Source organism: Achromobacter sp. B7, assembly GCF_003600685.1.
GTDB lineage: Bacteria > Pseudomonadota > Gammaproteobacteria > Burkholderiales > Burkholderiaceae_B > Achromobacter > Achromobacter spanius_B.
Genome location: NZ_CP032084.1, coordinates 6,133,076 through 6,151,249 on the forward strand (window position 1 = coordinate 6,133,076; position 18,174 = coordinate 6,151,249).

Consider the following 18,174-nt stretch of genomic DNA (forward strand, 5'->3'; position numbering starts at 1 on the left):
TGGTATATCGCCCGCCGTCAGCGCACCAGCACCTTGTCCAGCGATTCCGTGAAGCGCTTGGCATCCTGGAAACCCACTACGCGCGCATCGGGAAGTTCCTTGCCGCCCGGCTCGAAGAACATGATTCCCGGCGGCCCGAACAGCCGGAAGCGTTTTAGCAGCGCGCGGTCGTCGGCGTTGTTTGCCGTGACGTCGGCCTGCACCAGCAACATGCCCGACATGCGCTGTGCGACACCGGGATCGGTGAACGTGAAGCGCTCCATTTCGCGGCAGGATACGCACCAGTCGGCATAGAAATCCAGCATGACCGGCTGGCGGCTTTGCGCCAGCAGCGCGTCCAGCTCGGCGTTGTTGCGCACGCGCGTGAATTGCATGTCGCCCTTGGCGACGGCCGTGCCCACCGACGCCTCGCCACGTGCGGCCAGATGCGACAGCGGCTGCAAGACATCGCGCCCCCCGCTGGCCGCGCCGATCAGCCAAGCGGCGGCGGCAAGCGCCAACAGCAGCCCCAGCCCCTTGGCAAACATGCGACCGGCACCGGCGCCCGCGGGCAAGGCGTCAAACGCGCGCAGCATCACGGCGGACACGACGGCCAGGAAGGCCCAACCCGTCATCTGCACCCAGGTCGGCACCACCGGGATTAGCATCCACCACGCGGTCCCCAGCAGCAGCATGCCAAACAGGCGCTTGACGCCATCCATCCACGGGCCGGCCTTGGGCAGCAACGCGCCCGAGGACGCGCCCACGATCAGCAAGGGCACGCCCATGCCCCAGGCCATGGCAAACAACGCCGAGCCGCCCAGGATGACGTCGCCCGTTTGCGAGATATACAGCAGCGCGCCGGCCAACGGCGCGGCCACGCACGGCCCGACGATCAAGGCGGACAAGGCGCCCATCAGCAGCGCGCCGGTGTAGCGGCCGCCCGGCACGCGTGACGAGCGCTCGGACAGCTTGGCCTGGACGCCGGACGGCATCTGGAACGTGAACACGTCGAACATGGCCAGCGCCAGCACGGTCAGCAGGATGGCGAACAGCGTCAGGATCCAGGGGGTTTGCAACCAGGCGGCCAGACCGGCGCCGCTCAGGCCAGCGGCCACGCCCAGCGCGGTGTAGACCACCGACATACCCAGCACATAGGTCGCCGCCAGGGCCAAACCCCGACCGCGCGTGGGCCGGGGCTGCGCCACGCCACCCAGCACGATCGAAGACAGGATGGGAATCATCGGCAACACGCAGGGCGTGAAGGCCAGCAACAAACCCAGGATCAAAAACACGCCCGCCGTCTTGGCCCAACCCAGGCCGCCCAGCGCATCGGCCAGACCGGTATCGCCTGCGTTGACCAGGGCGCCAAGGCCGGTAGCCGCGGGGGCTGAGGTGGATTGCCCAGGTTGCGATGATTGCCCGGCCGTTGCAAGCAGACCGCCCGCCAAGGCGTATCCGCCCGCCACCGGCGTCAGCTTGACGCTGCTGTCCATCGGCGGATAGCACAGCCCGGCGTCCGCGCACCCCTGCCCGGTCAACGTCAGGGTGAAAGGCGCGGTGCCCGAGCCCACCGGCACGCGAATCAGGACGTCCTTGTGGAAGACTTCCATGTCCTTTTCGAAGGTCGGGTCGTACTTGACCTCGCCCTTCGGATAGACGGCCTCGCCCAGCGTTGTGGCATCGGCCGGGCTGATCGTGATGCCGAAACGCTCGCGGTACATGTAGTAGCCGGGCGCAACCTTGTAGTGCAGTTCCAGCGTGTCGGGCGCGGCCATCTTCGCGCTGAAGACGAACGCTTTTTCGGGCTCAAGAAAGTCGGCTTCAGCGTGCGCCGCCTGCCAACCCAGCAGCAACAGCATCATTGCCAGCAATGCCAGGCAGCGTCCGATCAGAGTGCGCGCCGCGCGAGGGGCGTGAATCGGGCGCCCGGGCGCGTCGACGATACCGGCAGGTTGAAACATCAGTCTCTCTTGTTTTTGGTGACGGCCGTTTGTTCTCGCACCCAATCCAGATAGGGCGCGGCGCCGCCGATGACCGGCAGCACGATAATTTCGGGCACATCGTAGGGATGCATCTGCGCCAGGGCCTGAACAACGGCTTGATGACGTGCGTAGGTGGTTTTGATATGGACGGGGACTTCTTCCGTCCCCTCGACCTCTCCGTTCCACAGATAGATGGACAGGCCCGGCGCGCCAAGGTTCACGCACGCGGCCAATCCATCTTCCACCAGCACATGCGCGATGCGCTTGGCCAGCAAGAGGTCGGGCGCATTGCTGATGACCAGCACGACGTCGTCATCGCGCAACATGGAGGCTCCTTGAGATAACCGTGTGGGATGTAACTCGGGGTATTTTATCGATATTGCGCCGAAGCCCGGACGCCGGACGCTGGCGGCCGGACCCGGATACCCGCGCTCGAACCTGCCGGCCAAGCGCCCGCAACCGTATCGACGCCGCCACCATGCCACCCGCTTTCACGAGGCCCGCATGCCCGACAATTGCCTGTTCTGCCGGATCGCCCGGCACGAGATTCCCGCGCACATCATCCATGAAGACGACCGCTTGATGGCCTTCCTGGACATCCAGCCGGTACGGCCGGGACACACGCTGATCATTCCGAAGCAGCATTACCCGTACTTCGAGGACATGCCGGCCGACCTGGCGGGGCACATCGTAAACCTGGGACAGAAGCTGGGACGCCACATGAAGCGCCTGTACGGCGTGCAGCGCGTGGGGTTCGCGTTCACGGGCATACACGTCGCGCATTCGCACGCGCACGTCATCCCCATGCATCACACGCAGGACGTCACATCCACCGCGTACATCGAACAGCAGGACCTGACGTTCAAGATGCCGCCGCAACCGCCTCAAGAGGTACTGGCAGCCACCGCCGAGCAGCTGCGAGGGGAACTGCACGCCTCGTGACGTCAGTCGCGTGGCGGGGCGCGCAAATAAAACAAGGGCGGGTCCGAAGACCCGCCCTTGTCGCTTATCTAGCAACCGAATTTATTCGGCGCTGTCCGCAGCGGCTTCATCAACTTCCGGACGGTCAACCAGTTCCATGAAAGCCATGGGAGCGTTGTCGCCTTGACGGAAGCCCATCTTCAGCACGCGGGTGTAGCCACCGTTACGGGCCGCGTAGCGCGGGCCGATTTCGGCAAACAGCTTCACCACCGCATCGCGATCGCGCAGACGGGCAAATGCCAGACGCTTGTTCGCCAGCGTGGGCTCTTTGCCCAGCGTGATCAGGGGTTCGATGACGCGGCGCAATTCTTTCGCCTTCGGCAGCGTGGTCTTGATGGCTTCGTGAGTGATCAACGAAACGGCCATGTTGCGGAACATGGCAAGACGGTGACTGCTGGTGCGGTTGAGCTTACGCAAGCCATTACCGTGACGCATGATAAGTTTCCTTTGAATCTAAAGATGGCGTTCGCCATCGGGTTGCCGGCTCTTCTATCAACCTGCAATCAGGCCGCGGTCCGGTAGAAAACGGTGCATTTTACGACGAATTCGCAAACCGCCCGACGGGGTTGCCGGGCGTTGCAGGTGGCGCCCCGTTGCCGGGGTGCCACCCGTTAAAACTTAGGGACGCTCCAGGCCCAGGGGCGGCCAGTTCTCGAGCTTCATGCCCAAGGTCAAGCCACGTGCAGCCAGAACTTCCTTGATTTCGTTGAGCGACTTGCGACCCAGGTTCGGGGTCTTGAGCAGCTCGTTTTCGGTACGCTGGATCAGGTCGCCGATGTAGTAGATGTTTTCGGCCTTCAGGCAGTTGGCCGAACGCACGGTCAGTTCCAGGTCGTCGACCGGACGCAGCAGGACCGGGTCGATCTGCGGCGTGCCGCGAACCGGAGCTTCGTACGAATCACCAGCGCCTTCCAGCGCGGCGAAGACCGAGATCTGGTCCATCAGGATGCGAGCCGACTGGCGCACCGCTTCCTCGGGCGAAATGACGCCGTTGGTTTCGATGTCCAGAACCAGCTTGTCCAGGTCGGTGCGCTGTTCCACACGGGCGCTTTCCACCGCGTAGCTGACGCGGCGAACCGGGCTGAACGAAGCGTCCAGAACGATACGGCCGATGGTGTGGGTGCGGTCTTCCGACAGCGCGCGCACGTTGCCCGGCACGTAGCCGCGGCCCTTCTCAACCTTGATCTGCATTTCCAGCTTGCCTGCGTCCGTCAGGTTGCAGATGGCATGGCCGGGGTTGATGATCTCGACGTCGTGCGGCAGTTCAATGTCGCTGGCCAGCACGGTGCCCGCGCCGGTCTTGCGCAGAACCAGGGTCACTTCGTCGCGATTGTGCAGCTTGAAAACCACGCCCTTCAGGTTCAGCAGGATGTCGACGACATCTTCGCGAACGCCCGGGATGGTCGAATATTCGTGCACCACGCCCGTCATTTGCACTTCGGTCGGCGCGTAGCCGGTCATCGAAGACAGCAGGATGCGGCGCAGGGCGTTGCCCAGCGTATGACCGTAGCCACGCTCGAACGGCTCCATCACGATCTTGGCATGGTGCGTGCCGACCGGTTCGACTTCAATGGAGCGCGGCTTCAGAAAACCTTGAGTGGACATTTACTGTGTTCCTTTTCAATACCCTCGGCTCGTTACACCGATAAGGCTGATGGACAGGTGAAACATGAAACTCGGGCAGCGCGAAAGCGCCGGCCGATACTTACCGCAAAGCCCGCCCCACCAAAAGGCGGAAGGCGGGCTGCTGCGAGACGTGCAAACGGGTCGCGGGACCAGTAGCCGGCACACCTGCGAAGGAGGCGCCGGCCGACCTGATTAACGCGAGTACAGTTCGACGACCATCGATTCGTTGATGTCGCGAGCGACGTCAGCGCGATCGGGGACCGACTTGAACGTACCGGTCAGCTTGGTCGCGTCGACTTCCACCCATTGGGGGATGCCGATGCTGGTGGCCAGGTCGAGCGATTCCTTGATACGGCCTTGCTTCTTGGCCTTTTCACGGATCGAGACGACGTCGCCGGCCTTTACCAGCATCGAAGCGATGTCAGCCGTGTGGCCGTTCAGTTCGATGGCGCGGTGGCTGACCAGCTGGCGAGCTTCGGCGCGCGTCGAGCCGAAGCCCATGCGGTAGACGACGTTGTCCAGGCGCGATTCCAGCAGCTGGATCAGGGTTTCGCCGGTGTTGCCACGGCGACGCTCTGCTTCAGCGAAGTACTTGCGGAATTGCTTTTCCAGCACGCCGTACATGCGCTTGAGCTTTTGCTTTTCGCGCAGCTGCAGGCCGTAGTCGGAAGTGCGGGCACCCGAAGTGCGGCCGTGTTGGCCAGGCTTGGAATCCAGCTTGCACTTGGAATCCAGCGAGCGACGGGCGCTCTTCAGGAACAGGTCAGTACCCTCGCGGCGCGAGAGCTTGCATTTGGGTCCAATATAACGTGCCATGTGGATTCCCTTTAGATACGACGACGCTTCGGCGGACGGCAGCCGTTGTGCGGAACGGGCGTGATGTCGGCGATGGACGAAATCTTGATGCCCAGCGCGTTCAACGCGCGGACCGACGATTCGCGGCCAGGACCGGGGCCCTTGATGCGCACTTCCAGCGTCTTGATGCCGTATTCCAGCGCGACGCGGCCAGCCGTTTCAGCGGCGACTTGCGCGGCAAACGGGGTCGACTTACGCGAACCCTTGAAACCAGCACCACCCGAAGTGGCCCACGACAAAGCGTTGCCCTGACGGTCGGTGATGGTGATGATGGTGTTGTTGAACGAAGCGTGAACGTGCGCGATGCCGTCCGAGACGTTCTTCTTAACCTTTTTGCGCACGCGCGAAGCGCCGCTGGTGGAAGCTTTCGCCATAATCCAGTTCCTCGATTATTTCTTCAGGGACGCAGCAGCACGACGCGGGCCCTTACGGGTCCGGGCGTTGGTGCGAGTGCGCTGGCCGCGCACGGGCAAACCGCGCTTGTGACGCATACCGCGGTAGGTTCCCAGGTCGATCAAACGCTTGATCGAGAGCTGTACTTCACGACGCAGGTCGCCTTCAACCGTGAACAAACCAACATGTTCGCGGACGCGTTCCAATTCAGCGTCGTTCAGATCCTTGACCTTTTTGTCAAAGGGTACGTTTGCCGCTTCGCAGATTTTGCGAGCGCGCGTACGACCAATGCCAAAAATGGCGGTCAGTCCGATCTCGGCGTGCTGTTGCGGCGGGATGTTAATGCCAGCAATACGGGCCATGACTATTCCTTGAATAAATCTGTTGCGTAGTCGCTAACCCGAGTTAGCCTTGACGCTGCTTGTGACGCGGGTCGGTGCAGATAACACGCACCACGCCGTGACGTTTGATAACTTTGCAGTTGCGGCAGATCCGCTTAACCGATGCCATTACTTTCATGGTTGACTCCTAATTTTCCGTAATCCGGTTCCGCTCATTTGGAGCGGAAAACTATCCTGGCTCGCGTCAGATCATAGGGCGTGAGCTCCACTGTGACCTTGTCACCCGGCAGGATCCGGATGTAATGCATACGCATCTTGCCGGAAATATGGCCCAACACCACGTGGCCGTTTTCGAGCTTGACGCGAAATGTCGCGTTCGGGAGGTTCTCAAGAACCTCGCCTTGCATCTGAATGACGTCGTCCTTGGACATTCTTTTGCTTACCGCATCGGCAAACCCGCGCCCTTGAAGTTGGCCTTCTTGAGCAACGAGTCGTACTGGTGAGACATCATGTAGGCCTGAACCTGTGCCATGAAATCCATCGTCACCACCACAATAATCAACAGAGACGTACCACCGAAGTAGAAGGGAACGTTCCAGCGCATCACCAAGAATTCCGGCAACAGGCACACCAACGTAATGTAGATGGCACCTGCGAGCGTCAAACGCATCAGGATCTTGTCGATGTAGCGCGCTGTTTGTTCACCCGGACGAATGCCCGGAACAAACGCACCACTCTTCTTCAGGTTGTCCGCCGTTTCGCGGCTGTTGAACACCAGAGCCGTGTAGAAAAAGCAGAAGAAAATAATCGCGACGGAGTACAGCGTGATGTAGAGCGGTTGACGAGGCGACAGGGCCGCAGCCAGGTCGCTAAGCCAGCGCATGTTCTCACTGCTGGAGAACCAGCTCGTGATCGTGGCCGGGAACAGAATGATCGACGATGCGAAAATCGGCGGAATCACCCCTGCCATGTTCAGCTTCAGCGGCAAATGCGAGCTTTGACCACCGTAGACCTTGTTGCCGACCTGACGCTTGGCGTAGTTCACCGTGATCTTGCGCTGTCCGCGTTCCACGAACACCACAAAAGCGGTAACCAGCACCACCAGAGCCACAATGAACAGTGCCGAAAGCACGGACATCGCGTTGGTGCGGACCAGGTCCAACAGTGCAGCCAGCGCCGCGGGCAAACCCGCAACGATACCTGCGAAGATCAGGATGGAAATCCCGTTGCCCAGACCGCGTTCCGTGATCTGTTCACCCAGCCACATGACGAACATGGTGCCAGTGACCAGAGTCACAACGGTCGTGAAGCGAAACAGCATACCCGGATCGATCACCAGTCCCTGTTGGGACTCCAACGCCACCGAAATGCCCACTGCTTGCACCAGCGCCAGCACGACTGTGCCGTAGCGGGTGTATTGGGTAATCTTCCGACGACCGGATTCGCCCTCTTTCTTGAGCGCTTCCAGCGACGGCACCACCACCGACATCAACTGCATGATGATGGATGCCGAAATGTACGGCATGATCCCCAGGGCAAAAATCGAGAAACGCGAGAGCGCCCCACCCGAGAACATGTTGAACAGGCCCAGGATCCCGCCCTGGTTCTGGCGGAACAAGTCCGCCAGCGCATCCGGATTAATACCCGGTACGGGGATGTGTGTACCCAAACGGTAAACCACCAGGGCGAGCACCAGGAACACCAAACGGCGCTTCAAATCACCGTACCGTGCTCCGGTTTTGCCCAATGCCTGCGCGTTAGCCACTCGTCACCTCGTGATCAAGCAAGCGAGCCGCCCGCGCCTTCGATGGCGGCGCGAGCGCCGGCCGTCGCAGTAATGCCCTTGAGCACTACCTTGCGCGAGAGTTCACCCGACTTGATGACCTTGGCGTAACGAACCGCCTGACCAATCACGCCAGCCGCCTTGAGCACTTGCACGTCGACTTCGTCGATGGGCAAGGCTTGCAGGTCCGACAGACGGACTTCGGCGTACAGGTGCTGACCGAGCGGGGTGAAACCACGCTTGGGCAGACGACGCTGCAGCGGCATTTGACCGCCTTCGAAGCCAACCTTATGGAAACCGCCCGAGCGCGACTTCTGACCTTTGTGGCCACGGCCGGCGGTTTTACCCAGACCCGAACCGATACCACGGCCGACGCGGCGCTTGGCGTGCTTGCTGCCCTCAGCGGGCTTCAGCGAATTAAGTTGCATATCCGACATGGTGATTCCTTAGGCTTCCGAGACGGAAACGAGATAATCCACCTTACGGATCATCCCACGCACCTCGGGCGTATCGACCAACACGCGGCTGCTGTTGATGCGGCCCAAGCCCAAACCGCGAACCGTATCACGGTGCGATTGCTTGGTACCGATCACGGAGCGCACGAGGGTCACTTTGATCTGCTTCTGAGCCATGATTTACCCCAGGATTTCTTCGACCGACTTGCCGCGCTTGGCAGCAACATCGGCCGGGGTCAGGGAAGCGCGCAGACCGTTCAACGTGGCGCGAACCATGTTGTAGGGGTTGCTCGAGCCCAAGCTCTTGGCAACCACGTTACGCACACCCATCACTTCAAAAATAGCGCGCATCGGGCCGCCGGCGATAACGCCAGTACCTTCAGCAGCCGGCGAGATCAGCACGGTAGCGGCGCCATGCTTGCCAACCACGGTGTGGTGCAGCGTGCCGTTCTTCAGAGCAACCTTGAACATGCCGCGACGGGCCTGTTCCATTGCCTTCTGGACGGACACCGGCACTTCACGCGCCTTGCCCTTACCCATGCCGACGCGACCATCGCCATCGCCAACCACGGTCAGCGCGGCAAAGCTCATGGTGCGACCACCCTTGACCACTTTGCTCACGCGGTTGACCGCGATCATCTTTTCGCGGAGGCCGTCATCGTTCTCTTTTTCCGCGGCGTTCTTGCCTTGTACTTTAGCCATTTGACAGATCCTCGCTTAGAACTTCAGGCCGGCTTCACGCGCGGCATCGGCCAGCGCTTTCACGCGGCCATGGTAACGAAAGCCCGAGCGATCGAAAGCGACCAGTTCGATACCGGCAGCCTTGGCCTTTTCGGCCACGCGCTTGCCAACCAGGGTCGCAGCGGCAGTGTTGCCGCCTTGACCGGTTTGGCCGGCCAGTTGCGCACGCACTTCGGCTTCCACCGTCGAGGCGCTGACCAGAACGCGATCGCCTTCCGGCGAAATGATGTTGGCGTAGATGTGCTGGTTCGAGCGGAAGACCGAGAGGCGGTGAACGCGCAACTCGTTGATCTTCCGGCGGGTCGGAACCGCACGACGCAAACGGGAAACTTTTTTGTCCATGATTCGTCCTTGCGTGCGCCGTTATTTCTTCTTGGTTTCTTTGATGACGACGCGTTCGTCCGAGTAACGCACACCCTTGCCCTTGTAGGGTTCGGGTTCGCGGTACGAGCGGATTTCAGCGGCCATCTGACCGACGACTTGCTTGTTGGCGCCCTTGATGACGATTTCCGTCTGGGTGGGGCATTCGGCCTTGATACCGGCCGGCAACTGATGCAAAACGTCGTGCGAGAAACCGAGCTGCAGCTTAACGGCATCGCCTTGGATCGAGGCGCGGTAACCCACGCCAACCAGGGTCAGCTTGCGCTCGAAGCCCTTGCTCACGCCGGTAACCATATTGGCCACCAGAGCGCGCACGGTACCCGACATGGCATTGGCGTGACGAGATTCGTTGGCGGCGGCAAACGTGAGCTTGCCTTCGTCCATCGCAACCGTAACGTCGCCAGTCAGGGCTTGAGTCAGGGTGCCCAGCGGGCCCTTGACGATGATCTGATCCTGCTTGATGTCAGCTTCGACACCCTTGGGCAGTTCGACCGGATACTTAGCGATACGTGACATTCGAATTTCTCCTTAGGCCACGTAGCACAGCACTTCGCCGCCGACGCCGTTGGCGCGAGCCTTACGGTCGGTCATGACGCCGCGCGAGGTCGAAACGATAGCCACGCCCAGGCCGTTCATGACCTGAGGAATGCTGGTACGGCCCTTGTAGATACGCAGACCGGGGCGCGAAACGCGTTCGATGCGTTCGATAACCGGGCGACCAGCGTAGTACTTCAGGGTGATCTCGAGCTCAGGCTTGGCCTGGGTGCCCTTGATTTCAAAGCTGTCGATGTAGCCTTCGTCTTTCAGCACAGCGGCAATTGCCGCCTTCAGCTTCGAGGAGGGCATGCTCACCGTAACTTTGTCCACTTGCTGCGCATTGCGAATGCGGGTCAGCATATCGGCGATGGGATCGCTCATGCTCATAATGTATCTCCTACCAGCTGGCCTTGGTGATGCCGGGGATTTCGCCCTTCATCGCCATTTCACGCAGTTTGTGACGCGTCAGGCCGAACTTGCGGAACACGCCGCGCGGACGACCGGTGACCACGCAACGGTTACGTTGGCGCGTCGGATTGGCATTGCGCGGCAGCTGTTGCAGCTTGAGCCGAGCTTGGTAACGTTCTTCGTCGGTCTTCGACTGGTCGTCGATGATCGCCTTCAACTCAGCGCGCTTGGCAGCGAACTTGTCAGCCAGCTTGGCGCGCTTGATGTCGCGATTGATGAGGGAAAGTTTAGCCACGTCATCAGCCCCTTAGTTACGGAACGGGAAGCTGAAGGCCGTCAACAGCGCCTTGGCTTCTTCGTCGGTCTTCGCGGAGGTGGTGATGCTGATGTTCAGCCCACGCAGCGCGTCGATCTTGTCGTACTCGATTTCGGGGAAAATGATTTGCTCTTTCACCCCGATGTTGTAGTTGCCACGGCCGTCGAACGCACGACCCGAGATACCACGGAAGTCGCGCACGCGAGGCAGCGCGACCGCAACGAGGCGATCCAGGAATTCGTACATGCGTTGACCACGCAACGTGACCATGCAACCAATCGGGTAGTTTTCGCGGATCTTGAAACCGGCGATAGCCTTCTTGGTCTTCGTCACGACAGGCTTTTGGCCAGCGATCTTGGTCAGGTCCGACACCGCGTGTTCGATAACCTTCTTATCGGACACGGCTTCCGAGACACCCATGTTCAGGGTGATCTTGGTGATGCGCGGCACTTCCATGACGCTCTTGTAGCCAAACTTGGCCTGCAGGTCGCCAGCGACCTTGCTCTTGTAGAAATCTTGCAAACGAGACATGTCTATCGCCCCTTACGCCTTGGCGCCGACAACGGCACCATTGGAACGGAACACGCGGACCTTGCGACCTTCGACTTCTTGAACGCCCACGCGGTCGCCACGACCGGTTGCGGGGTTAAAGAGCGCCACATTCGAGATGTGGATCGGCATGGTCTTTTCGACAATCCCGCCCGGGTTGTTAGCCATCGGGTTGGCTTTCACGTGCTTCTTGACGATGTTGACGCCTTCGACCAGAACGTGGTCGGCATCAACACGAGCCAGCACGGTACCGCGACGCTTTTTGTCGCGGCCGGTCAGGACGATGACTTCGTCGCCTTTACGAATGTTATTCATCGTAGGGCTCCTTACAGCACTTCCGGGGCCAACGACACGATCTTCATGAACTTCTCGGTACGCAGTTCACGCGTAACGGGTCCGAAGATGCGGGTGCCGATGGGCTCCAGCTTGGCGTTGAGCAATACGGCGGCATTGCCACCGAACTTAATCAGCGAACCGTCTTTACGGCGCACGCCCTTGGCGGTACGAACCACCACGGCATTGTAAATTTCGCCTTTCTTGACGCGTCCGCGCGGAGCCGCATCTTTGACGCTCACCTTGATGATGTCGCCGATACCGGCATAACGGCGCTTGGAGCCACCGAGCACCTTAATGCACATGACATGACGCGCACCAGTGTTATCGGCCACGTCCAGCGTGGTCTGCATTTGGATCATGATTTTTCCTGTTCCAACTTAACTGGAAATACTGTTTTCCCGGGGTTTTCCCCCCGAGGAACTCTGCAATTCCTGCCAGTTTTGGTCCCGTCAGGTCTGCCGCCCTGCTTTTGTGTTGTAGACCTAGAGCTTTCGCTCTACCTCTGCAACGGGTTGGCAACGCAACGACCCTGGGTTGAAATCCTGCGGGTATTCCCCCAACTCGATGAGCTAAATCTTCCTTAACTCAATCGACAATCTGGGAAAGCTGATCATTCTAGCGTGGTTAAATTTTGAGCGCAAGTACTTTGTTGGTATGACGCACAAAAGACCACGCTCCCCAATAAGGGGAACGGTTTGCGGGCCCTCTGCCCCCTATTTCTGGCGGTAGTAGCCCTTCTCCCAGGCATCGTGATTGGCCTTGCCGCGACGGATTTCGTCCGTGAACGGGGCCGCTCTGAGCACCAGGCGATTCAGCCATTTTACCGGAACACGGCACGGCCTTTCGAAGTCGACGAACAGAACGGCGCGTAGCCCGTCCGTGTCGTTGTGAACCTGGTGGGGATACAGGTCATCGAACACCACGGCCCGACCTTCCCGCCAGCTATACCGTTCCCCCCCGACTTCTATCCAGCAGCGATCGGCCGGCTCGGGCACCACCAGCCCCAGGTGCAGGCGCAGCACGCCGTTGTAGGGGCCAGTATGAAGAGGAATTCGCTTGCCCGGTTCCAGGATCGAGAAGAACGCGCTGCGGATACCCGGTATCGCGGTCAATGCGCGGGCGGTTTCCGGGCAACGCGCCAGGTTGCGTTCAGATCGCAGCCCGTACCCCATGAAGACAAACGTCTTCCATTGGTCGTCGGACGTGATCATCCCGACATCCGGGGATATCTCATGAAATGCCGGCAGATGCTGGCGTTCGGCCAGTAATTCGGCGAGTTCGGCGCGGATGGCCGGGGTCCGCGCCTCTAGCTCGGGGATCCACGGGAACTGGTCATTCTGGAAGATCGGCTTGTCGCCCACCAGCGACGCCCGCGCGATCCGGTGACGTAGCCAATCGATGAAGCGAAAAAGCACGCGCGAATACAGACTGGGCTTGTTGCCGGAAAGCGCGTCAACGGGTTGCACGATGGGTATGGAATCAGGCTGCCTAAGATGGCCCATTGTGTCCAAGCCCGCCCGGGCTTGCAAGACTTGGCCCCTCCCATTGGCTCCAATCCTGCGCTGCGGATTGGCCCTCCCCGCATCGCGCAAGCTGGTTTAGACTGGCGTGGGCGACACGCGATCGCACTCCACTCCTATTTCGCAAGGAAAGACAGGCATGTATGAACAGTTGGCGCTGTATATCGACGGCGAATTCATCTCCGGCGAGGGTAGGCGCACCCAGGACGTCATCAACCCGGCCACGCTTGAAGTGCTGGGCCAGCTGCCTCACGCAACCGAAGCCGATCTGGACCGTGCGCTAGCCGCCGCCCAGCGCGCGTTCGAATCGTGGAAGAAGTCTTCTCCCATGGATCGTTCGGCCATCCTGCGCAAGGTTGCCACGCTGTCGCGCGAGCGCGCCAAGGAAATCGGCCGCAACATGACGCTGGACCAGGGCAAGCCGCTGGCCGAAGCCGTGGGCGAAGTCACCTCTTGCGCTGAACACGCCGACTGGCACGCCGAAGAATGCCGCCGTATCTACGGCCGCGTGGTCCCGCCCCGCAATCCCGATGTACGCCAGTTTGTCGTGCGCGAACCCATCGGCGTCTGCGCCGCGTTCACGCCGTGGAACTTCCCGTACAACCAGGCCATCCGCAAGATCGCCGCCGCGCTCGGCGCGGGATGCACGGTGGTCCTCAAGGGTCCGGAAGATTCGCCCAGCGCCGTCATGGCGATTGCGCGCATGTTCCACGATGCCGGCCTGCCCAAGGGCTGCCTGAACATCGTCTGGGGCGAGCCCGCCAAGATCTCCGACTACCTGATCCGTTCGCCGATCGTGCGCAAGGTGTCGTTCACCGGTTCCGTGCCGGTGGGCAAGCAGCTGGCCGCGCTGGCCGGCGCGCACATGAAGCGCGTCACGATGGAATTGGGCGGCCATTCGCCCGTGCTGGTGTTCGACGACGCCGACATCGACCGCGCCGCTGAAATGCTGGCCAAGTTCAAAGTTCGCAACGCTGGTCAGGTCTGCGTGTCGCCCACTCGCTTCTACGTGCAGGAAGGCGCCTACGAGCAGTTCCTGGCCCGCTTCTCGGACGTGCTCAAGAACATCAAGGTCGGCGACGGCCTGGAAGCCGGCACCGACATGGGTCCGCTGGCGCACGAACGCCGCGTACCCGCCATGAGCGCCTTCATCGACGACGCCAAGAAGCACGGCGGCAAGGTCGTGGTGGGCGGTGGCCCACTGGACCGCAAGGGCTTTTTCTTCGCCCCCACGGTCGTGACGGAACTGCCGGACGACTCGATGCTGATGACCGAAGAACCCTTCGGCCCCGTGGCGCCGGTGGTCCGCTTCAAGGACACCGACGAAGTCCTGCGCCGCGCCAACAGCCTGCCGTTCGGCCTGTCGTCCTACGTGTTCACCAATTCGTTGAAGACCGCCACCAAGGTCTCGAACGGACTGGAAGCCGGCATGGTCAACATCAACCACTTCGGCAGTGCGCTGGCCGAGACGCCGTTCGGCGGCATCAAGGACAGCGGCATCGGTAGCGAAGGCGGCCTGGAAACGTTTGACGGCTACCTCGTCACGAAATTCATCACGCACATCTGAGCGTTCCGCGCTTCAGCCCAAAAGCCCCGCAAGGGGCTTTTTTTCGTCCTGCGGCAGACGGCCATGGCGCGGCGCCGTTTCATGATGCTGTCATGCACGTCCGAGAACATTGCGCCTCGCTGACAGGCAGCTGACCACCCCAAGGGAAGTGGCTGCCCGCCCCACTCTTCAGGATCAGATCGCGCAATGAACGCCCTTTCCCGCTTCGCCCGCACGGCCGGCGCCGCCACCCTTGTGGCCTTGCTCGCCGCTTGTGGCGGCGACGATGACGACAACAACAATCCCCCGGTCGCACAGACGCCCCCACCCGTCACGGAAACGCCGGCCGCGCCACCCGCCCCCGTGCAAGTGGCGTTCATGCCCGACATTCACTTCCACGATGTGTACGCCGACTTCAAGGACGGTTCGTTCCCGGGCATTCCGAATCCCAAGCACGGCGACAACGCAACGATCCGCACGATGTATGCGCAGCTGACGTCGACGCGCCTGTTCAACGAGAACTACTTCGCCTTCCTGGCCGCGCTGGACGACGCCGTTGCGCGCGGCGTGAAGTACATCGCATTGCCGGGCGACTTCTCGGACGACGGCCAGCCCGTGCACATGCGCGGCCTGGTGAAGATCATGGATGACTACTCCAAGAAGCACGGCATCCAGTTCTTTGCCGCCCCCGGCAACCATGACCCCAACCGGCCCTTCAACCAGGCGGCCGGCAAGAGCGACTACCTGGGCCTGGACCCCACGACCGGCGCCATCGGCTTCTCGCAACCGATCTACAGCCGCGGCGGCAACGCCGCGTGCAGCACGCCTTACAGCGGCGACTGGGCGCGCATCGGCAACACGTACTGCACGGAAGAAGTCCTGCACATGGGCTACGCCGGCATCACGGACGCGCTCAAGCAGCATGGCTTCATGCCGCAGCCGCAAAACGTCTATTACGAAACGCCGTACAGCACCTACAAGTACGAAGACTACGACTACACCACGGCATTGGATCAGGCCAACTGGATCAACCGCCAGTACGAGATCTGCGCCGAAGGCACGGGCGGCCCAAACAAGCCGCAGAACTACACGCTGTGCAAGATGGTGCCAGACACGTCCTACGTAGTTGAGCCGGTCAAGGGCGTGTGGCTGGTCGGCATCGATGCCAACGTCTACGTGCCCACGGGCATCGGCGCCAATGATTTCACCGGCTCGGGTGACCAGGGCTACAACAAGATGCTGACGCACAAGGCCCACGTCATCAAATGGTTGGCTGACGTCGTCGCGCGCGGCAAGGCGCAGGGCAAGCAGGTCATCGCGTTCAGCCACTTCCCGATGTCCGAGTTTTTCAACGGCGCCTCCGACGACATCGAAGCGCTGCTGGGCGCGAACAAGATGCAGATGATCCGGCGTCCGGCGGAGAACACCACCCGCGCCCTGGCCGAAACCGGCCTGAAGGTGCACGTGGGCGGACATATGCACTTTAACGACATGGCCGCCCGCAACTACGGCGGCGACACGGCGCTGTTCAATATCCAGGCGCCGTCCATGGCGGCGTACGTGCCGGCCTACAAGCTGATGACGCTGCAAAGCGCCGACAAGATCGAAGTACAGACCATCCGCCTGGACAAGGTGCCGCGCTTTGACGAACTGTTCGACCTGTATCGCGCCGAGAACGCCTACACCACGCCGCCCCGCTGGGACGTGTCGATCCTTGACGCCAAGGACTACGGCGACTTCACGTATCGCTACATGAGCGAGCTGGTGCGCCTGCGCCTGCTTAACGACGACTGGCGTTGCGAGATGCGCGAACTGGTCAAAAGCCCGCTGACCGGCGCCGACCTGCTGACGCTGTCGCAACTGCAAACCAGCGTCACGCTCAAGGAACTGGCGAACACCGGCAATCAGAGCAATCTGACGCCGGCCTTCTTTGCCTGCCTGTCGGACGGCGGCGGTACCGGAGCCAGCAACGCGGCGTATGCCGGCAACCTGGCCGACGCGCAGGCGCGTGCACAAGCCCTGGCGCAAGCCAACGGCATGCAGCTGTCGGACTTCGCGCAGTGGAAGGCGCTGGACATGGCGGGCGACTTCGTGCGCATTGCCAATGCCGGCGACCTGGCCTTTGCCGACATGCCGGCCCAACGCGCCAGCCAGTACAAGCTGCTGGCCCAGGCGCTGGCCAACACGAACGCTTCCGTGCAAATGAGCGGCAACAGCGTCAGCAACGCCAATACGCTTGCCGACCTGTTCAAGGCGCGCTTCAAGCCGCTGATGGCGATCATGCTGAAGCTGGCGGCAGGCGCGCCGTCCGAACACATCCGGCTGGACCTGACCAGCAACAGCATTGTGGATCTGTCGAATCGTCCGTCACCGTTCTAAGCCAGCGCTCAACGGCTGACCGGTAAGACAAGACGGCTCATTCGTGAGCCGTCTTTTTTGACTCAGCAGCGTGCGCGCATATCGCGCGCAGTGATGCCGAAGCGGCTCTTGAACAGCCGACTGAAATGAGACGGGTGTGAAAAGCCGACCTGATAGGCCAGCTCGGCGATGCCGCGGTGCCGATGCCGCGGGTCCAGCAGCAGCTCGCGGCATTTATCCAGGCGCTGATCAAAGATGAACGACTCCACCGACAGGCCGCCCGCGCGCAGGATGCGGTGCAGATACGCCACCGACACGCCGCAGCCTTGCGCGACGTGCTGCGGCGACAGGCCAGGGTCGGCCAGGTGCTGGCGGATGTAGGCCAACACGCGCTGGCGATGCGCCAACGTAACGCTGCTGTCCGTTTCAGACGCATGCCCCTGCCCCGCCTGCACCAGGAACAGCACGATCAGGTCGATCAACCTTTCGCCAAGCTCGGTCACTTCGGTATCGGACCAGCTGCCCATGCCCTTGAACAGGTGGTCCATGAAGCCGGCCAGCATCGCCCCGCGCGGCGACCCGTCATCGATGCGCAACTTGTGGAACGCGCCGATGCGCGAATCGCGCTGCGTCAGCGCACTGCGAGGAAACGACACGCTAAGACTACGGTAGCCGGCCGCCCCCAACGCCGTCGCCTGATACGGCAGGCTTTGGTTCATCAGGTACACGCAGCCCGGCTCCACCTGAAAATCGCGCCCCTGCTGCCGCACGGCCAACGGCCCCGCCAGCGGCATGCCAAACGTATAGAACTCCTGGTCCAGCCGCGACACGTTACCGGCCGTGCGTTCCAGCTTCTGTCCCTGATAGTGCAGGTCATTGAACTGCAAGCTGGCGCGACGCGCGTAGCGCACATGGCCGGCGAAATGGTCGGCTTTGCCGCGGTGCACCTCGAACGGACCGAACGCGTCGGCCAGCGCCGCCCGCCATTGCTCGCGCCCGTCGGCGCCTGCGGTGGCCGATATGGCGAATTCCGTGTCCGACATGTCGCGGTCTCCTGTACGCGGCCCAGCGCAATTTGATCTTG

Annotated in this window: 25 protein-coding genes; 3 read left to right on the top strand and 22 right to left on the bottom strand. The window is 61.5% G+C overall.

The features are described from left to right. Positions 1–17: 17 nt before the first annotated feature. Together dsbD and cutA are read right to left on the bottom strand one after the other, a co-directional pair. Positions 18–1,844 (bottom strand): protein-disulfide reductase DsbD, encoded by a 1,827-nt coding sequence (dsbD, locus tag DVB37_RS27730; RefSeq protein WP_162941366.1) that lies wholly within the window; start codon positions 1,842–1,844, stop codon positions 18–20. Between the two features lie 98 nt (positions 1,845–1,942). Further along, positions 1,943–2,290 carry a divalent-cation tolerance protein CutA gene (cutA, locus tag DVB37_RS27735; RefSeq protein ID WP_120157324.1) on the bottom strand — a complete coding sequence of 116 codons (348 nt, stop codon included), beginning with the start codon at positions 2,288–2,290 and terminating at the stop codon, positions 1,943–1,945. 178 nt (positions 2,291–2,468) lie between these two features. On the opposite strand from cutA, the gene DVB37_RS27740 reads away from it, so the two are divergent. Then, positions 2,469–2,906: an HIT family protein gene (locus DVB37_RS27740; protein WP_104142460.1), complete on the top strand. Its 438-nt coding sequence runs from the start codon at positions 2,469–2,471 to the stop codon at positions 2,904–2,906. 81 nt (positions 2,907–2,987) lie between these two features. On the opposite strand, the gene rplQ is transcribed toward DVB37_RS27740, so the two are convergent. The 19 genes from rplQ to DVB37_RS27835 all read right to left on the bottom strand — a co-directional run bounded on the left by rplQ (position 2,988) and on the right by DVB37_RS27835 (position 13,168). Beyond that, positions 2,988–3,380, bottom strand: coding sequence for a 50S ribosomal protein L17 (rplQ, locus tag DVB37_RS27745; protein WP_006216513.1), 393 nt, complete (start codon positions 3,378–3,380; stop codon positions 2,988–2,990). Between the two features lie 183 nt (positions 3,381–3,563). Next, positions 3,564–4,550, bottom strand: coding sequence for a DNA-directed RNA polymerase subunit alpha (gene rpoA / locus DVB37_RS27750; protein ID WP_006216514.1), 987 nt, complete (start codon positions 4,548–4,550; stop codon positions 3,564–3,566). 213 nt (positions 4,551–4,763) lie between these two features. Continuing rightward, positions 4,764–5,387 carry a 30S ribosomal protein S4 gene (gene rpsD, locus DVB37_RS27755; RefSeq protein ID WP_006216515.1) on the bottom strand — a complete coding sequence of 208 codons (624 nt, stop codon included), beginning with the start codon at positions 5,385–5,387 and terminating at the stop codon, positions 4,764–4,766. 11 nt (positions 5,388–5,398) lie between these two features. Further along, entirely contained in the window at positions 5,399–5,800 is a 402-nt protein-coding gene (gene rpsK / locus DVB37_RS27760; protein ID WP_006216516.1) for a 30S ribosomal protein S11, read from the bottom strand. A 15-nt stretch (positions 5,801–5,815) separates the two neighbouring features. Then, the gene (gene rpsM / locus DVB37_RS27765; protein ID WP_006216517.1) at positions 5,816–6,181 is read right to left on the bottom strand and encodes a 30S ribosomal protein S13; all 366 of its coding nucleotides are present in this window, start codon (positions 6,179–6,181) and stop codon (positions 5,816–5,818) included. A 43-nt stretch (positions 6,182–6,224) separates the two neighbouring features. Continuing rightward, positions 6,225–6,338 carry a 50S ribosomal protein L36 gene (gene rpmJ, locus DVB37_RS27770; protein ID WP_003806928.1) on the bottom strand — a complete coding sequence of 38 codons (114 nt, stop codon included), beginning with the start codon at positions 6,336–6,338 and terminating at the stop codon, positions 6,225–6,227. Positions 6,339–6,372: 34 nt separating this feature from the next. After that, the gene (gene infA, locus DVB37_RS27775; RefSeq protein ID WP_003806927.1) at positions 6,373–6,591 is read right to left on the bottom strand and encodes a translation initiation factor IF-1; all 219 of its coding nucleotides are present in this window, start codon (positions 6,589–6,591) and stop codon (positions 6,373–6,375) included. A gap of 8 nt (positions 6,592–6,599) precedes the next feature. Beyond that, positions 6,600–7,925 (bottom strand): preprotein translocase subunit SecY, encoded by a 1,326-nt coding sequence (gene secY, locus DVB37_RS27780; RefSeq protein ID WP_039882533.1) that lies wholly within the window; start codon positions 7,923–7,925, stop codon positions 6,600–6,602. 14 nt (positions 7,926–7,939) lie between these two features. Further along, on the bottom strand, positions 7,940–8,380 hold the full coding sequence (rplO, locus tag DVB37_RS27785; RefSeq protein ID WP_013397002.1) for a 50S ribosomal protein L15: 441 nt from the start codon (positions 8,378–8,380) through the stop codon (positions 7,940–7,942). Positions 8,381–8,389: 9 nt separating this feature from the next. After that, positions 8,390–8,575 (bottom strand): 50S ribosomal protein L30, encoded by a 186-nt coding sequence (gene rpmD, locus DVB37_RS27790; RefSeq protein ID WP_006216520.1) that lies wholly within the window; start codon positions 8,573–8,575, stop codon positions 8,390–8,392. Between the two features lie 3 nt (positions 8,576–8,578). Then, on the bottom strand, positions 8,579–9,100 hold the full coding sequence (gene rpsE, locus DVB37_RS27795; RefSeq protein WP_006216521.1) for a 30S ribosomal protein S5: 522 nt from the start codon (positions 9,098–9,100) through the stop codon (positions 8,579–8,581). A gap of 15 nt (positions 9,101–9,115) precedes the next feature. After that, the gene (gene rplR / locus DVB37_RS27800) at positions 9,116–9,481 is read right to left on the bottom strand and encodes a 50S ribosomal protein L18 (protein WP_006227039.1); all 366 of its coding nucleotides are present in this window, start codon (positions 9,479–9,481) and stop codon (positions 9,116–9,118) included. A 21-nt stretch (positions 9,482–9,502) separates the two neighbouring features. After that, positions 9,503–10,036, bottom strand: a complete 534-nt coding sequence (gene rplF, locus DVB37_RS27805; protein WP_046807445.1) for a 50S ribosomal protein L6 — start codon at positions 10,034–10,036, stop codon at positions 9,503–9,505. Between the two features lie 12 nt (positions 10,037–10,048). Beyond that, positions 10,049–10,444, bottom strand: a complete 396-nt coding sequence (gene rpsH / locus DVB37_RS27810) for a 30S ribosomal protein S8 (protein WP_006216525.1) — start codon at positions 10,442–10,444, stop codon at positions 10,049–10,051. Between the two features lie 10 nt (positions 10,445–10,454). Then, on the bottom strand, positions 10,455–10,760 hold the full coding sequence (gene rpsN / locus DVB37_RS27815; protein ID WP_006216527.1) for a 30S ribosomal protein S14: 306 nt from the start codon (positions 10,758–10,760) through the stop codon (positions 10,455–10,457). Between the two features lie 12 nt (positions 10,761–10,772). After that, positions 10,773–11,312, bottom strand: a complete 540-nt coding sequence (gene rplE / locus DVB37_RS27820) for a 50S ribosomal protein L5 (protein WP_006216529.1) — start codon at positions 11,310–11,312, stop codon at positions 10,773–10,775. Between the two features lie 12 nt (positions 11,313–11,324). Continuing rightward, positions 11,325–11,645, bottom strand: coding sequence for a 50S ribosomal protein L24 (gene rplX, locus DVB37_RS27825; RefSeq protein WP_006227036.1), 321 nt, complete (start codon positions 11,643–11,645; stop codon positions 11,325–11,327). Positions 11,646–11,656: 11 nt separating this feature from the next. Further along, on the bottom strand, positions 11,657–12,025 hold the full coding sequence (rplN, locus tag DVB37_RS27830; RefSeq protein ID WP_046807446.1) for a 50S ribosomal protein L14: 369 nt from the start codon (positions 12,023–12,025) through the stop codon (positions 11,657–11,659). A 354-nt stretch (positions 12,026–12,379) separates the two neighbouring features. Further along, positions 12,380–13,168 (bottom strand): aspartyl/asparaginyl beta-hydroxylase domain-containing protein, encoded by a 789-nt coding sequence (locus DVB37_RS27835; RefSeq protein ID WP_205571641.1) that lies wholly within the window; start codon positions 13,166–13,168, stop codon positions 12,380–12,382. 157 nt (positions 13,169–13,325) lie between these two features. Between DVB37_RS27835 and DVB37_RS27840 the strand changes: the two genes are divergently transcribed. Together DVB37_RS27840 and DVB37_RS27845 are read left to right on the top strand one after the other, a co-directional pair. Next, positions 13,326–14,753 carry an NAD-dependent succinate-semialdehyde dehydrogenase gene (locus DVB37_RS27840; RefSeq protein WP_046807447.1) on the top strand — a complete coding sequence of 476 codons (1,428 nt, stop codon included), beginning with the start codon at positions 13,326–13,328 and terminating at the stop codon, positions 14,751–14,753. 186 nt (positions 14,754–14,939) lie between these two features. Further along, entirely contained in the window at positions 14,940–17,111 is a 2,172-nt protein-coding gene (locus DVB37_RS27845) for a metallophosphoesterase (RefSeq protein ID WP_120157325.1), read from the top strand. A 62-nt stretch (positions 17,112–17,173) separates the two neighbouring features. Here DVB37_RS27845 and DVB37_RS27850 read toward each other — a convergent pair whose 3' ends face one another. After that, entirely contained in the window at positions 17,174–18,133 is a 960-nt protein-coding gene (locus DVB37_RS27850; RefSeq protein ID WP_046806031.1) for a helix-turn-helix domain-containing protein, read from the bottom strand. Between the last annotated feature and the right edge of the window lie 41 nt (positions 18,134–18,174).

Coding starts and splice junctions, on each gene's coding strand:
- DVB37_RS27740 (WP_104142460.1), top strand. CDS start 2,469: ATGCCCGACAATTGCCTGTTCTGCCGGATCGCCCGGCACGAGATTCCC.
- DVB37_RS27835 (WP_205571641.1), bottom strand. CDS start 13,168: ATGGGCCATCTTAGGCAGCCTGATTCCATACCCATCGTGCAACCCGTT.
- DVB37_RS27845 (WP_120157325.1), top strand. CDS start 14,940: ATGAACGCCCTTTCCCGCTTCGCCCGCACGGCCGGCGCCGCCACCCTT.
- rplF (WP_046807445.1), bottom strand. CDS start 10,036: ATGTCACGTATCGCTAAGTATCCGGTCGAACTGCCCAAGGGTGTCGAA.
- rplR (WP_006227039.1), bottom strand. CDS start 9,481: ATGGACAAAAAAGTTTCCCGTTTGCGTCGTGCGGTTCCGACCCGCCGG.
- rpsM (WP_006216517.1), bottom strand. CDS start 6,181: ATGGCCCGTATTGCTGGCATTAACATCCCGCCGCAACAGCACGCCGAG.
- rplE (WP_006216529.1), bottom strand. CDS start 11,312: ATGTCTCGTTTGCAAGATTTCTACAAGAGCAAGGTCGCTGGCGACCTG.
- rplO (WP_013397002.1), bottom strand. CDS start 8,380: ATGTCGGATATGCAACTTAATTCGCTGAAGCCCGCTGAGGGCAGCAAG.
- rpsD (WP_006216515.1), bottom strand. CDS start 5,387: ATGGCACGTTATATTGGACCCAAATGCAAGCTCTCGCGCCGCGAGGGT.
- infA (WP_003806927.1), bottom strand. CDS start 6,591: ATGTCCAAGGACGACGTCATTCAGATGCAAGGCGAGGTTCTTGAGAAC.
- DVB37_RS27850 (WP_046806031.1), bottom strand. CDS start 18,133: ATGTCGGACACGGAATTCGCCATATCGGCCACCGCAGGCGCCGACGGG.
- rpmJ (WP_003806928.1), bottom strand. CDS start 6,338: ATGAAAGTAATGGCATCGGTTAAGCGGATCTGCCGCAACTGCAAAGTT.
- rpoA (WP_006216514.1), bottom strand. CDS start 4,550: ATGTCCACTCAAGGTTTTCTGAAGCCGCGCTCCATTGAAGTCGAACCG.
- cutA (WP_120157324.1), bottom strand. CDS start 2,290: ATGTTGCGCGATGACGACGTCGTGCTGGTCATCAGCAATGCGCCCGAC.
- rpsK (WP_006216516.1), bottom strand. CDS start 5,800: ATGGCGAAAGCTTCCACCAGCGGCGCTTCGCGCGTGCGCAAAAAGGTT.
- dsbD (WP_162941366.1), bottom strand. CDS start 1,844: ATGATGCTGTTGCTGCTGGGTTGGCAGGCGGCGCACGCTGAAGCCGAC.
- rpsH (WP_006216525.1), bottom strand. CDS start 10,444: ATGAGCATGAGCGATCCCATCGCCGATATGCTGACCCGCATTCGCAAT.
- rpmD (WP_006216520.1), bottom strand. CDS start 8,575: ATGGCTCAGAAGCAGATCAAAGTGACCCTCGTGCGCTCCGTGATCGGT.
- rplQ (WP_006216513.1), bottom strand. CDS start 3,380: ATGCGTCACGGTAATGGCTTGCGTAAGCTCAACCGCACCAGCAGTCAC.
- rpsE (WP_006216521.1), bottom strand. CDS start 9,100: ATGGCTAAAGTACAAGGCAAGAACGCCGCGGAAAAAGAGAACGATGAC.
- rplX (WP_006227036.1), bottom strand. CDS start 11,645: ATGAATAACATTCGTAAAGGCGACGAAGTCATCGTCCTGACCGGCCGC.
- DVB37_RS27840 (WP_046807447.1), top strand. CDS start 13,326: ATGTATGAACAGTTGGCGCTGTATATCGACGGCGAATTCATCTCCGGC.
- rplN (WP_046807446.1), bottom strand. CDS start 12,025: ATGATCCAAATGCAGACCACGCTGGACGTGGCCGATAACACTGGTGCG.